At 61.9% G+C, this 14388-nt stretch carries 11 protein-coding genes and 1 pseudogene; 6 read left to right on the plus strand and 6 right to left on the minus strand.

The window, feature by feature from the left end; translation table 11 throughout:
- Positions 1 to 3: 3 nt before the first annotated feature.
- From B0G76_RS28135 to garD, 5 genes are all read right to left on the minus strand, one after another.
- Positions 4 to 483, minus strand: a complete 480-nt coding sequence (locus B0G76_RS28135; RefSeq protein WP_259460749.1) for a TRAP transporter small permease — start codon at positions 481 to 483, stop codon at positions 4 to 6.
- 143 nt (positions 484 to 626) lie between these two features.
- Positions 627 to 1619 carry a TRAP transporter substrate-binding protein gene (locus B0G76_RS28140; protein WP_120295386.1) on the minus strand — a complete coding sequence of 331 codons (993 nt, stop codon included), beginning with the start codon at positions 1617 to 1619 and terminating at the stop codon, positions 627 to 629.
- Between the two features lie 565 nt (positions 1620 to 2184).
- Entirely contained in the window at positions 2185 to 3114 is a 930-nt protein-coding gene (locus B0G76_RS28145; RefSeq protein WP_120295387.1) for an SMP-30/gluconolactonase/LRE family protein, read from the minus strand.
- Positions 3111 to 3953 (minus strand): NAD(P)-dependent oxidoreductase, encoded by an 843-nt coding sequence (locus tag B0G76_RS28150; RefSeq protein WP_120295388.1) that lies wholly within the window; start codon positions 3951 to 3953, stop codon positions 3111 to 3113. The genes B0G76_RS28145 and B0G76_RS28150 overlap by 4 nt, the downstream gene beginning before the upstream one ends.
- Positions 3954 to 3987: 34 nt before the next feature.
- Positions 3988 to 5577, minus strand: coding sequence for a galactarate dehydratase (gene garD / locus B0G76_RS28155; protein ID WP_120296885.1), 1590 nt, complete (start codon positions 5575 to 5577; stop codon positions 3988 to 3990).
- Positions 5578 to 5817: 240 nt separating this feature from the next.
- Between garD and kdgD the strand changes: the two genes are divergently transcribed.
- The 3 genes from kdgD to B0G76_RS28170 all read left to right on the plus strand — a co-directional run bounded on the left by kdgD (position 5818) and on the right by B0G76_RS28170 (position 9160).
- On the plus strand, positions 5818 to 6735 hold the full coding sequence (gene kdgD / locus B0G76_RS28160) for a 5-dehydro-4-deoxyglucarate dehydratase (protein WP_120295389.1): 918 nt from the start codon (positions 5818 to 5820) through the stop codon (positions 6733 to 6735).
- Positions 6736 to 6865: 130 nt separating this feature from the next.
- Entirely contained in the window at positions 6866 to 8218 is a 1353-nt protein-coding gene (locus B0G76_RS28165) for an MFS transporter (protein WP_120296886.1), read from the plus strand.
- 198 nt (positions 8219 to 8416) lie between these two features.
- Positions 8417 to 9160, plus strand: a complete 744-nt coding sequence (locus tag B0G76_RS28170) for a FadR/GntR family transcriptional regulator (RefSeq protein ID WP_120295390.1) — start codon at positions 8417 to 8419, stop codon at positions 9158 to 9160.
- Between the two features lie 126 nt (positions 9161 to 9286).
- On the opposite strand, the gene B0G76_RS28175 is transcribed toward B0G76_RS28170, so the two are convergent.
- A complete protein-coding gene (locus B0G76_RS28175) occupies positions 9287 to 10870 on the minus strand; it encodes an aldehyde dehydrogenase (NADP(+)) (protein ID WP_120295391.1) in 1584 nt (527 codons plus the stop codon).
- 223 nt (positions 10871 to 11093) lie between these two features.
- On the opposite strand from B0G76_RS28175, the gene garL reads away from it, so the two are divergent.
- The 3 genes and pseudogenes from garL (at position 11094) to B0G76_RS28195 (ending at position 14102) form a co-directional block, all read left to right on the plus strand.
- A complete protein-coding gene (gene garL, locus B0G76_RS28180; protein ID WP_120295392.1) occupies positions 11094 to 11894 on the plus strand; it encodes a 2-dehydro-3-deoxyglucarate aldolase in 801 nt (266 codons plus the stop codon).
- A 23-nt stretch (positions 11895 to 11917) separates the two neighbouring features.
- Positions 11918 to 12832, plus strand: coding sequence for a 2-hydroxy-3-oxopropionate reductase (locus B0G76_RS28185; RefSeq protein ID WP_120295393.1), 915 nt, complete (start codon positions 11918 to 11920; stop codon positions 12830 to 12832).
- 72 nt (positions 12833 to 12904) lie between these two features.
- Positions 12905 to 14102 (plus strand): annotated as a pseudogene (locus tag B0G76_RS28195) (IS4 family transposase).
- The last annotated feature ends 286 nt before the right edge of the window (positions 14103 to 14388 follow it).

The following is a 14388-nucleotide window of genomic DNA, read 5'->3' on the forward strand; positions in this document are numbered from 1 at the left end:
CTTCTATTTTTGTTTCTGTGCGAAAAGCCCCAGCAGGTTCTCGAACGAGAACAGAGCAATGCAGGCGCTGGCAATCACCGGGATCACATAACGAAGCGCTTCCGGAAGGCCCAGAATCGGGATCTTGTCGTCCATCGTCGTCTCCGCCATCTGCCAGCAGCCGAAGAAAATTGCCACGGCCAACACGATCAGGCAAAGATGCTGGAATGCATGAGCGACGACCTGACCTTTCGGCGGCAGCTTCTTGACCAGCGAGTCAAGCCCGATATGACCGCCTTCGCGAACCTTGAGCGCGGCGCCGAACATGGCGATCACAATCACCAGCAGGAGGGCAATGGGCTCGACGAAATCCGGTGCATCGCTGAAGACATAGCGCATCACAACGCTGTAGATCACCAACAGGCACAGCGCGGCAAGACTCGCCGACGCCACGACAACCAGCACGCGGAAGAGAAAATCATTTGGGCGCTTCATGAATCTCATTGACCCCATCCTTGCCTACGACGGACTTAGTTTTAATCTTCAGGAATCCTGTTAGCCACCACGATCGGCTCAGGAAACCGTACGGCGCGAAAGGCCCACAGCATTTGCTGTAAGACCTTTCAACACCGCGTTACTGCCGTAACTTATTTGACTGCCTGGATTTCGTCGACGATCTGCTTCATTTGCGGTGTCTTCTCGTACTTTGCCCAGACCGGTTGCATCGCCTTCACGAAAGCAGGACGGTCGATCTGCGCGGCGGTCACGATCGTCGCGCCGCCCTTGGTGACCGTCTTTGCCGCGTCCGCTTCACGCGCGGTCCACAGCTTCTCGTAGTAAGGCACCGAGTCGGCCGCAGCCTTCTTGATGATCTCCTGTTCCTGCGGCGTCAGCGTGTCCCACACCTTCCTGGAGAACACCAGGACTTCTGGCGTCATGGAATGCTGGGTTTCGGAATAGAACTGCGCGACTTCGAAGTGCTTGGTTTCTTCGTACGACGGCAGATTGTTTTCCGCGCCATCCACGAGACCCGTCTTCAGGCCCGTATAGACTTCGGCGAACGGCATCGGCGTGGGTGTGCCGCCCATCGCCCTGATTTCGTCGACCATCAGATCCGAAGGCTGCACGCGCACCTTGAGGCCCTTCATGTCGGCGGGCGAATGGATCGCCTTCTTCGCATACATCGAGCGCGCGCCGCTCTCATAGAACGTCAGCGCGATCATGCCCTTCGCCTTGAAGGCGTCGAGAATCTTCTGGCCTTCCGGGCCGTACATCACTTTGCGGAAATGGTCGATATCGCGAAACAGGAACGGCAGCGACGGAATCATCGATTCAGGAACGATCTCGTTGAACGCGGCACCGTTGGCGCGCGCCATGTCCAGTGCGCCGATGCGCACCTGATCGATCGTGTCGTTTTCAGAACCCAGCGCGCTGTTGCCGAAGACCTTCACGGAATCCTTGCCACCGGTTGCCTTGCTGATTTCTTCACCCATGTATTTCACGGCCATATTGGTCGGATAGGTGTCGCCATGCACGTCCGACACACGGAACACGCGAGCGTGTGCCGACACGGTGCTGAACGCCAGCACGGAGGCCGCGACAATCATCGAAACACGGGAAGAGGCAAACTTCTTGTTCATCGTGACATTCCTTGAAAAATGGATCATCCAATCGATTGCGGCGGGCAACCGCCCTTTCGGGTGGCGAGAGTGTTAACGTGGTTGTTAGCGTGCGGGCCTGCGCGCGATCCCCGGCACAGATCCTCAGCACTCCTCTCAGACAATTCGACTTCTTTGCTTCGACTGCATCGGCCTGGACTCCGCGCGAATGGGTCACACACAGAGAACGCTGTCCTCTTTGTCCAGCGGCCCAGGCTATCTTGAAATGAATTTGTTTGGGCCCATATGTTGTACGACGACATATGAAGTCTATAAAACGGAGTTTGAGTTGTACAGCCGGTATTTACCCGCACCGCGACGGGTAGGAAGTAAGAGTTTCCGGATTAAAATCAGCCGCAAATTCAATACAGATGGGAAGGCAGGCGGAATCCGCGCCTCGCGCATTGATGTTTTTCGTAGAGAGGAAGATGACCCGAAAGTGGCATTTACGCCACTATGTTGTACGACAAGTGATGAATAAAAGATTGCGACTGTTGGGCGCCGACGTGCTAATACCCCGGCGCCCCGTCTCAAATACGTCGTTTTTTCAGAGTTCGCCTGCGTATTCAGGCTCGGGCAGCCCGGTCACGCCGGGGCGAACGGCGAAGAGATGGCCGTCGTGTTCGCTCGCGCCAGTCGCGGGACGAATCGACGTCACGAACAGCGTGTCCAGATTGCGGCCGCCGAACGCGCACATCGCCGGCTTTACGGCCGGCACGGCGATCTGCCGGTCGAGCTTGCCTTTCGGCGTAAAGCGAAGCAACAGGCCTGCGTCGTTCGCGCAGATCCAGTAGCAGCCATCCGCATCCACCGCGGCGCCGTCCGGCCGCCCGGCATAGTGATGCAGATCGGCGAATACACGCCGATTGCGCGGCTCGCCCGCTTCGATGTCGTAGTCGAATGCCCAGATTTGCCGGCGCAGAGGATGCGAGTCCGACAGATACATCGTGGTCCCATCGGGCGACCACGCCAGACCGTTTTGCGTGATCAAGGCGTCGACGACCGGCTCCGACAACACGCCGTGTTCATCGAAGCGATAGAGCGCGCCCGCGGGAATGGCCGCTGCCATGTCCTGCACCATCGTGCCGGACCAGAAGCGCCCCTGCCGATCGCAACGGCCGTCGTTGAAGCGCATATCGTCGAACGCGAAGACCGGCGCGGCAAGTTTTCTGCCCGTCACCTTCATCGGCTCGCCGCGGGGCGCGCCTTCGGTCAATGTGACCGCGAAGAGCCCGGTCTCACAGCCCGCCAGCACCGTCCCTCGACGATCGAACGCGAGACAGGCCACTTTCTCCGGCAACTGCCACTCGGCGCGCTCGGCCGTTTCGAGCCGTAGCCGCACGATTTTTTGCGCAGGAATATCCACCCAGTAGAGCGCCTGTTCCGCGGCACGCCACACCGGACTCTCGCCGACCGCGGCGGGTGCCTGCCCTTCCGCCTCAAGACGCTCCACTCGCGGGTTGGCCGCGGCGCTCATCGCTTCGGCTCCATCGGACCGGCCAGCACGAACGGGCCGCCCTGGAAATGCTGGGTCGGATCATCGAACTCGGCAGTGGGCGCCGTGACCGGGAAGAGATGCTCGAATTCGATCGAACTGTCTTGCGGACGAAAGCCGAGGAACGCCGCCCTGGTGTTATCGACCCACTTGGTGCGGTTATCCGAAACGCCATAAACGATGGCGTGCCCGACCCGATTGGTGAACAGCGAGCAGCGCACCAGTTCGATAAAGTCGCGAAAGCTCAGATAGGTGACGAGCATGCGCGGATTCTTCGGCTGCTCGAACGACGAGCCGATCCGCAGGCATACGGTCTCGAGACCAAAGCGGTCGAAGTAGTAGCGCGACAGCGATTCGCCAAAGCACTTCGTCACGCCATACAGGCTGTCGGGACGCAGCGGCGCGTCGATATCGAGCACCGATGTCGTGGGATGAAAACCCACCGCATGATTCGAGCTCGCGTACACGATGCGCTTCACGCCCTGCTTCTGCGCGGCCGAATAGAGGTTGTACAGGCCGCGGATATTCGCGGCGAGCAGATCTTCGAACGGCGCCTCGACGGAAATGCCGCCAAGATGGATCACCGCATCCACGCCTTCAAGCAGCGCGTGAACAGCGGCTTCATCGGCGAGGTCGACGATCGATGCTTCTTCATGGTCCGCCACGTCGCCGAGCGGCGCGATATCGGTGACACGCACGACATCGGCCCACGCGGCGAGCGCACCGCGCAACTGCTGGCCGAGGTTACCGGCGGCGCCGGTGAGCAGAAGACGGCGGAAAGGTTTTTGCGCCGCCGGGCGCTCAAGGTTCGAGTCAGTCATGTTCCAGTCTTATTCGTCGTTACGTTCAGTACTATCAGGTCACCGGTGCCGGATTGAATAATGTCAACGCATTGTGAAGCTTGAGTTTTTCCGCGCAGGTCTGCTTACGTCCGCTCGCCACGTCGAGCATCAGGCGGAACAGCTCCCAGCCCACGTCTTCGATTGTCGCGGCGCCGGTTGCAATGGTACCGGCGTTGATGTCCATCAGATCATGCCAGCGGCGCGCGAGATCGGAGCGCGTCGCGACCTTGATGACCGGTACTTCCGCGAGGCTGTAGGGCGTGCCGCGGCCGGTCGTGAACACGTGCAGGTTGATGCCCGCCGCGACCTGCAGCGTGCCGCAGATGAAATCGCTGGCCGGCGTGGCCGCGTAAATCAGGCCCTTCTGCCTGACCTTTTCACCCGGCGACAACACCCCGGAGATGGCCGAGTTGCCCGACTTGATGATCGAACCCATGGCCTTTTCAACGATGTTCGACAAGCCGCCCTTCTTGTTGCCCGGCGTGGTGTTGGCACTGCGGTCCGCGCCGCCGCGCTTCAGATAATCGTCGTACCACTGCATTTCGCGGATGATCGCGGCCGCCACGTCCGCATTGGCTGCGCGCGCCGTCAGTTGATCGACCCCGTCGCGCACTTCGGTCACTTCGGAGAACATCACCGTCGCACCGGCGCGCACCAGCAGATCGGTGGCGAAGCCGACGGCGGGATTCGCGGTCAGCCCGGAAAATGCATCGCTGCCGCCGCATTGCACGCCGATCACCAGATCGGAGGCTGGGCAAGTCTCGCGGCGGCGATTGTTCAGCCGCTTCAGATGGCCGTCGGCCATTCTCATGATCGACTCGATCATCGACTGGAAGCCGACGTGCGCTTCGTCCTGAAGCACAACCACGTCGCCATTCAGATCGGCCTCGACATCGCCAATGTCAGCCACTTCGGCGACATTCGCGGCTGCGGCAATCGGAATCGTGCCCGGCGGCATCAGACGCTCGGGTTGCAGCTTCTCGCAGCCGAGGCTGACCATCATCACCTCGCCGCCGAAATTCGGATTCAGGCTGATGTTGCGCACGGTGCGGATCGGCACCATCGCGTCCGGTGCGTCGATCGCGACGCCGCAACCATAGGTGTGCCCGAGGCTCACCACGTCGTCGACGTTCGGATAATGCGGCAGCAGCTCGGCCTTGATGCGCGTGACCGCGTGCTGAACCACGTCGGCGACGCATTGCACCGTGGTCGTGATCGCCAGAATGTTGCGCGAGCCGACCGAGCCGTCGGCATTGCGATAGCCCTCGAACGTGAAGCCTTCCAGCGGCGGCATCTCCGGTGCCTTGATGGTGGCGATCGGCAGATCTTCCAGTCCGGGCGGACTCGGCATGCGGATCACGTGCTCGTTGATCCAGCTGCCCTTCGGCAAAGCCTTGAGCGCGTAACCGATCACCACGTTATAGCGGATGACCTCGTCGCCTTGCGCGAGATCGGCCAGCGCGACCTTGTGCCCTTGCGGAACACGCTCACGCAGCGCCAGGCCATCGGGAAATACGGCGCCCTCACCCAGACCGCCGTCGTTGACGACGATCGCGACATTGTCGTTGGGGTGAACGCGAATATAGAGAGGGGTGTGTTCCATTACATCGATCCTTGTGACGATTTCACGCGTGCTGCGCCAGTCGTTGCGCCAGTCGTTGCGACAATCATTCATACGTCATCCTACAACATGAAAGATGATCAGGATGGTCCGCATTTACCCTATGGCATGCATTATGCCGTGAAAACACCGTTGAGTTAGTCGATTTGTTGTTGTACGATGACGTATAAGAAATCTCCATTTCTCAAATACCGACCCTATTCGACGCCCTGGATACTCATCATGACGACACCGCAGGAACTGAAGCAGATCGTTTCCGAAGGCCTTCTGTCCTTCCCCGTTACCGACTTCGACGAACAAGGCGATTTTCGCGCCGATACCTATGCCGAGCGCCTCGCATGGCTCGCGCCTTACGGTGCGTCGGCACTGTTCGTCGCCGGCGGCACGGGCGAATTCTTCTCCCTCACGCATAACGACTACTCGAACGTCGTACGCACGGCCACGGAAGTCTGCAAAGGCAAGGTGCCGATTCTCGCCGGTGCGGGCGGCCCGACCCGCGTAGCGATCGCGTATGCCCAGGAAGCCGAACGTCACGGCGCGAACGGCATTCTGCTGATGCCGCACTACCTGACCGAAGCCTGCCAGGAAGGCATCGCGGCGCACGCGGAAGAAGTCTGCAAGTCCGTGCCGAACATGGGCGTGATCATCTACAACCGCGCGAATTCCAAGCTTAACGCCGACATGCTCGAAGGGTTGGCCGAGCGCTGCCCGAACCTGATCGGCTTCAAGGACGGCGTGGGCGAGATCGAGAACATGGTGTCGATCCGCCGCCGTCTTGGCGACCGCTTCTCGTACCTCGGCGGCCTGCCGACGGCTGAAGTCTACGCCGCGGCTTATAAGGCGCTGGGCGTGCCGGTGTATTCGTCGGCGGTGTTCAACTTCATCCCGAAGACCGCGATGGACTTCTACCGCGCGATTGCCGCGGACGACCACGCGACCGTCGGCAAGCTGATCGACGAATTCTTCCTGCCGTATCTGGCGATCCGCAACCGCCGCCAGGGCTATGCGGTCAGTATCGTGAAGGCCGGCGCGAAGCTGGTTGGCCACAGCGCAGGTCCGGTGCGCGCACCGCTGACCGATCTGACCGAAGAAGAAATGGCGCAACTCGACGTGCTGATCAAGAAGCTCGGCGCGCAATAACGCAATGACGCAGTAACCCAGCAAGGCGCCAGGCCGTGCGAACCAGGTTCGCGCACACGGCACTGCAAAGAGCGCCCGGGATGGTAACGTCGCCGGGCGCTCTTTACTGATAAGAATTCAGGAGATGACGATGGAAATGAGCCGCACCGCGAGCCCCGCCCATGTCGCCAAGCGCACCAAAGTCCGCTACGCGATTTTGCTGCTGATCTTCGTGATCACGACATTCAATTACGCGGACCGCGCCACGCTCTCGGTGACCGGGTCCGCGATGCGCGCCGAGTTCGGCTTCGACGCGATCAAGATGGGTTACATCTTCTCCGCGTTCAGCTGGGCCTATGTTCTGTCGCAATTGCCGGCGGGTTGGCTGCTCGACCGTTTCGGCGCGCGGCGCGTCTACGCGGCGAGCATTTTCCTGTGGTCGCTGTTTACGCTGCTGCAGAGTTCGATCGGCCTGCTGGGCAGCGCGGCGGCCGCCGTCACCGCGCTGTTCGTGCTGCGCTTTGCGATGGGCGCGGCGGAATCGCCGGCGTTTCCGGCCAACGCCAAGGTCGTGGCCAGCTGGTTTCCCACCAACGAACGCGGCACCGCCTCCGCCATTTTCAATTCGGCGCAATACTTCGCGGCGGTCATTTTCACGCCGCTGATGGCATGGCTGACCCATGCATTCGGCTGGCACGCGGTCTACCTCGTGATGGGCGTGACCGGACTGTTGCTCGCCATCACCTGGCTGAAGGTGATGAAGAACCCCACCGACCACCCGCGCGTCTCGCGCGCCGAGCTCGATTACATCGAACAGGGCGGCGGCGTGGTGAACGGGCATCAGCAAGCGGCCCGGGTCGAGGACGTCACCAGCGCCGGCGGCTGGTCGCTGGTGCGTCAACTGCTGAGCAACCGGATGCTGCTCGGCGTCTATCTCGCGCAGTACTGCATCAACGTGCTGACCTACTTCTTCCTGACGTGGTTTCCGATCTACCTCGTGCAGGCGCGCGGCATGACGATTCTGCAAGCGGGTCTGGTGGCGTCGCTGCCCGGGATTTGCGGATTCTCCGGTGGCGTGCTCGGCGGCATCCTGTCCGACGGGCTGATCCGGCGCGGGCATTCGCTCACCATCGCGCGCAAGGTGCCGATTGTCGGCGGCATGCTGCTGTCGGTGTGCATCATCGGCTGCAACTATGTGTCGACCGACTGGATCGTCGTCGCGCTCATGTCGCTCGCGTTCTTCGGCAAGGGCATCGGGGCACTCGGCTGGGCCGTCGTGGCGGATACCTCGCCGAAGGAGGCTCTCGGTTTGTCGGGCGCCATCTTCAATATGTTCGGCAACGTCGCCGGCATCGTGACGCCCATCGTGATCGGCTACCTCGTCGCGAAGACCGGATCGTTCAACGGCGCGCTGGTTTTCGTCGGCCTGAATGCCCTGCTGACGGTGTTCAGCTACCTGGTCATCGTGAAAGACATCAAACGGGTCGAGTTGCGCACGGGCTAGCAGTCAGGCTGTTATCGTACTTCCCCGGGTGCCGGCAAAACCAGGCGGCTTGCCCGCCTGGCGCCTGAAACCGGGCAGCGACGCCGAGTTTGACGTCGATGCCGAAAATGATCCGGCGTTTATATAATCAGTCGTCAGACGACGGTATAATGAACAACAGGAAGTATCTGCAACTATCTGATTCGAGGGGCGTTTTCGATGGCTACACCACTGGCATCCGCGGCACCGCCACGACGCGCGCGCAATCTTGCCGAGTTTGTCGTCAGCTACGTCACCGAGCAAATTGCGTCTAACGCCTTGAAGCCCGGCGACAAACTGCCGACCGAATCACAGCTGATGGTCACGCTGAGCGTGAGCCGCACCGTTATCCGCGAAGCGATTTCACGCTTGCAGGCGGGCAAGATCATCGAGACGCGCCACGGCATCGGCAGCTTCGTGCTCGAACCGCAGCGCGAAAAGCTGGGCATCGACATGGTGCCCGCCACCACCTTGCGCGACGTGCTGTCGATTCTGGAACTGCGCATCAGCCTCGAAACGGAATGCGCCGGTCTCGCCGCTCAGCGGGCCAAGCCGGACGACCTCGCGCGCATGCGCGCCGCCCTCGATGCGATCGAAGCCACCCGCCACAACGGCCTGGATAGCGTCGACGCCGACCTGCAGTTCCATATCTCCGTGGCGCGTGCAACCGGCAACCGGTATTTCGTCGACATCCTCACGCAAATGGGCAGCGCGCTGATCCCGCGCAACCGGCTCGATTCGGCGGGAATCGCGCATGCCGAACCCGACGCGTATCTGTCGCTCGTCAATCTGGAGCACGAGAGCATTCTCGAAGCGATCACGCGGCACGACGCCGAAGGCGCGCGCGCGGCAATGCGCATGCATCTGTCCAATAGCCGCGAGCGGCTGCGGCGCGCCAACGAAAGCGCGGAAGCGAATAGCTGAATCGGTGTACTGAGCGACCGTTGATTCGTCACGCTGGATGCAAAAAAATGGCCGGGATATCCTGGCCATTTTTTTATCTTACGCAGCGCCCACTCAGACGCCGCTCATGTGTCGCGCTTATGTCGCTTAGCTACGCGTGATCTCGCCATCGCGACGGCGCCACAGGTCCAGCGGATTACCGTCGGCCAGCGACACCGGCAGCAGATCGGCCGGGAAATCCTGATAGCACACCGGACGCAGGAAACGCTCGATCGACGTCGTCCCCACTGACGTAGCCCGGCTATCGGACGTGGCCGGGAACGGGCCGCCGTGCACCATCGCGTGCGAGACCTCGACGCCGGTCGGGAAACCATTGATCAGAATCCGGCCGGCCTTGCGCTCGAGAATCGGCACCAGCTTCTTCGCCGCCGCCAGATCGGCGCTATCCATTTGCACCGTGGCGGTCAACTGACCGGAAAAGTGCTCTGCAACGGCAAGCATTTCCTGCTCGTCCTTGCAACGCACGATGGTCGACGCCGGCCCGAAAACCTCGTCCTCCAGGACCGGCGTGGACAGGAAGGTCAGCGCGTCGGTCACGAACAAGGCCGCGCGTGCTTGCGTCGGGCCCGTCGCGTCGACACCCTGCGCGACCGTTTCGACACCCTTTGTTGCCGCCAGCTTCCCCTCACCCTCTTCATAGGCCGCGTGAATGCCGGCAGTGAGCATGGTCTGGGCCGGCTTGCCGCTCAGCGCCTCGGACGCCGTTGCAACGAAGCCCTTGAGTGCGTCGCTGTCGACGGCGATCGCGAGCCCCGGGTTGGTACAGAACTGCCCCGCGCCGAGCACCAGCGAATCGACAAAGCCACGCGCGACGGCCTCACCGCGTTGCGACAGCGCATTCGACAGGAGGAACACCGGGTTGATGCTGCTCATTTCCGCATACACCGGAATCGGCTCGGCCCGGGCGGCCGCGACACGCATCAGCGACGTGCCACCGGCGCGCGAACCCGTGAAGCCCACCGCCTTGATGGCCGGATGCGCGACCAGCGCTTCACCGACGGAATTGCCGGCACCGACGATCATCGAGAACACGCCTTCCGGCAAGTCCATATCCTGCGCGACCTGTTGAATCACACGGCCGACCATCTCCGAGGTACCCAGGTGAGCGCGATGCGCCTTCACCACCACCGGGCAGCCCGCCGCGAGTGCCGCCGCGGTATCGCCACCCGCCACCGAAAACGCGAGCGGGAAGTTGCTGGCGCCGAACACCGCGACCGGACCCAGCGGAATCTTTTGCATCCGCAAGTCGGAGCGCGGCAAAGGCTTACGTTCGGGCAACGGCGAATCGAGCGTGGCGGAGAGCCATTGGCCGGCGCGCACCACTTGCGCGAACAGTTTGAGCTGACCCGTCGTGCGGCCGCGCTCGCCTTCGAGACGCGCCTTCGGCAAGCCGGACTCTTCGTGCGCGCGCTGGATCAGCGCGTCGCCGAGCGCCGTGATGCCGTCCGCGATACGCTCGAGGAATTCGGCGCGCACCGCGAGCGGCAGATGCCGGTACGGATCGAACGCTTTTTGCGCGAGTTCGCAGGCGAGCTCGACATTCGCGACCGAGCCGCTGCCGAACACCGGCTCGGCGATCTCGGATCCCGTGGCGGGATTGAGCGCGCGCAAGGGTTTTTCCTCGCCGCGCACGGCTTGGCGGCCAATCAGCATTTCGCCGGTAATCAACATTTCGCTTTCCTTGGATGGACATCACAGATATAGGTCATCCTACAACATTGAGCGCCATACGCGCAAGCCGAAACCCTTGTCTCATGAGGAGTTCGGGTTTACGTGGCAGTTACAAGCAGATGAGCCGATGCTAATCTTCACCAAGACGTACGACAACCTATGACGTTCTGTTTAGTAACCGTCAGAGCTTGCCCGGTTAATTGCAGTCCCAGGAGACATCCCCATGACAGCAGCCACGCCTTACCAGCCCTTACCCAATAGCTTTCGCCGCGCCGTCTGCGGCGGCGAAACCCTGATCGGCTGCTGGGCTTCGCTCGCCAGCCCGATCGTCACGGAATTGCTCGGCATTGTCGGCTTCGACTGGGTGCTGCTCGATGCGGAACACGCACCGAACGACGTTCTGACGCTGATCCCCCAACTCATGGCGCTCAAGGACAGCCCGAGCGCACCGGTGGTACGCCCGCCGGCTAACGACAGCGTGTTTATCAAGCGCCTCCTGGACAGTGGTTTCTCGAATTTTCTGGTGCCGTTCGTCGACAGCGCCGAAGACGCGGCGCGCGCTGTCGCCGCGACGCGCTACCCGCCGCAGGGTATCCGCGGCGTCTCGGTGAGTCAGCGCGGCAATCGCTATGCGACGGTCGCCAATTACTTCGACATCGCCAACGACAACGTCTGCGTCATCGTTCAGATTGAAAGCCGCAAGGCCGTCGACAACATTGACGAGATTCTCGCCGTGGACGGTGTCGACGCCGTTTTCGTCGGACCGTCCGATCTCGCGGCCGCCTACGGCCACATCGGCAACCCGAATCATCCCGACGTGCAGCAGGCAATCGCACGCGTTTTCGAGCGCGCCCAGGCCGCCGGCAAACCGAGCGGCATCCTTGCTCCCGTGCAAGCCGACGCGGAGCGCTATCTCTCGATGGGCTGCCGCGTCATCGCGGTCTGTGCGGATATGGGACTGCTAAAAGGCGCGGCACAGACGGTTCAAAAACACTTCATGCAGAAACAGGCGGACGCGAAGTAGCAACGGAAGTAGAAACCGCCGCCATGACATCCACGGAGAATTCCATGCAAAAAGCAGGCTTTATTGGACTCGGCATCATGGGCAAGCCCATGGCCGCCAACCTTCTCAAGAACGGCGTGGCCCTTGCTGCGTTCACGCGCAGCGGTGTGCCCGACGATCTCACCCAGGCCGGCGCTGTCGCCTGTGACAGCCCGGCCGCCGTGGCGGCGCATGCCGACGTGATCTTCGTCATGGTGCCGGACACGCCGGACGTCGAACGCGTGCTGTTTGGCGAACACGGACTCGCCGACGCCTTGCGCCCGGGACAAATCGTGGTCGACATGAGCTCGATTTCGCCGATGGCCACGCGCGACTTCGCGGCCCGTGTGCGCGAGCACGGCGCGGACTATCTGGATGCACCGGTTTCAGGTGGCGAAGTCGGCGCCAAGGCCGGTTCGCTGACCATCATGGTGGGCGGCGAAACGGCGACCTTCGAGAGCGTCAAGCCGCTCTTCGACATGATGGGCAAGAATGTCACGCTGATCGGCGCGGTCGGCGCAGGCCAGGTGTGCAAGGTGGCCAATCAGGTGATCGTTGCCGCGACGATCGAGGCCGTCGGCGAAGCGTTGCTGCTCGCCTCCAAAGCCGGCGTCGATCCGGCGCGCGTGCGCGAAGCGCTGATGGGCGGCTTTGCGTCCTCGCGCATTCTCGAGGTGCACGGTGAACGGATGACGAAGCGCACCTTCGATCCGGGCTTCCGGATCGAGCTTCACCAGAAGGATCTGAATCTCGCGCTTTCGACAGCCCAGGCACTCGGCGTTTCCTTGCCGAATACGGCCACCTGTCTGCAGCTCTTCAACGCCTGCGCGGCGCATGGCGGCAAGGCATGGGATCACTCCGCCATGGTGCGCGCACTCGAAATACTCGCCAATCACGAGATCGGCCAGCAGCCCGCCTAACCCCAATACTGTTAACAAGCTCAAATTTGTGTTAACTTTCAAGCCTCTGAACCAACAAGAAGAGCTTGAAGGATGGCAAGAACGGAAGCAACGCTGCCAGGCGGGGCGCGGCTCGCGGACTATCTGGCGGTGGGGTATCTGGCGCTGAACTGCTCCCTGGGACAGGTCAAGGAGGCGCTCACGAAGTGCGGCGTGCAGACGCGCGTGCGCCGCGACATGCCGCGTGAAGTGCTGGTGTATTTCGTGATGGCGATGTGCCTGTATCCGCGCGTGGCCTATGAGGAAGTGTTTTCGTCTGGTGATCGAGGGACTGCGGCGCATCTACGGCGACCAGGTACGCGACGCGCAGGTCAGCAAGGCGGCGATCTCGCAGGGTCGCGCACGCCTGGGATGGCAGGTGATGCGCGAGCTGTTCGCCCGGCAGGCGGCGCAACACCCACGAACCGCAGGCGGCGACTATGCGGGCTATCGGGTCATGAGCGTGGACGGCTCCACGCTGGATGTGCCCGATGAGAAGGCCAATGCGCAAGCGTTCGGATATGCGCAGGGAGGGCGCGGTGAGGCCGCGTATCCGCAGATTCGCTTCGTAGCGCTGGCCGAATGTGCGACGCACGCGCTGTGTGAGGTCCAGATGGGCGGGGTATGCGAGCACAGCGAACAGGCGCTCACACGCCAGCTGTTTCCGGCATTCTCGGACGACATGCTGGTGCTGGCCGATCGCCTGTTCTATGGCTATGACATGTGGCGCGACGCGGTGGCCACCGGAGCGAAGCTGCTGTGGCGCGTGAAGTCGAATTTGCGGCTGCCGTGCGAAGTGCCGCTGGCAGATGGTTCGTACCTGAGCACTGTCTATGCCAGTGACACCGACAGGCGACACCAGCGCAACGGCATGCAGGTGCGGGTCATCGAGTATCGCCTGGAAGGTGTGCCTGATGCCGAGCCGCAGTATCGCCTGATCACCAATCTGCTGGACGCAGCGGTGGCGCCTGCCATAGAACTCGCGGCGCTGTACCACCGGCGCTGGAAAATAGAAGAGATGTTTGACGAGATCAAGACACATCTGTGCGACGGCAAGAAGGTGCTGCGTAGCAAGACGCCTGATCTGGTCCGTCAGGAGTTCTATGCGTTAATGCTTACCCACGCGGCGATCCGTCGACTGATGTATGAGGCTGCCCAGGACAGCGGGCAGCACCCGGAAGACTTATCGTTCGTTCATGCCGTACGCGTGTTGAACCGACGCCTGCCCGAGGCGGCGGCCGTTCCCCCCTGAGCAGTGGCAAAGTTGGAGGCTCAGCTTACTGCGGGAAATCGCCAGTGGGCGTGCCGTGCAAAGCCGCGGCAAGCGTAATCCCCGCGGCGTGAAGCGAAAGATGTCGAACTTCCGGATACGCCGACGATCGGAGCCGCTGAATCAGCGAATTTCACCGAAAGCGGTCATCAAGTGAACAGTATTTCGCCTAAACCCGCAGCCCTGTTCCACGCGCCGCTCCATCCCCTCTATGCAGATAGAGAAGATGGAGCGGCGCATCAGCACGTTCACAGCCTGAGCGAGCGAG

This window comes from Paraburkholderia sp. BL23I1N1, from assembly GCF_003610295.1.
Lineage (GTDB): Bacteria > Pseudomonadota > Gammaproteobacteria > Burkholderiales > Burkholderiaceae > Paraburkholderia.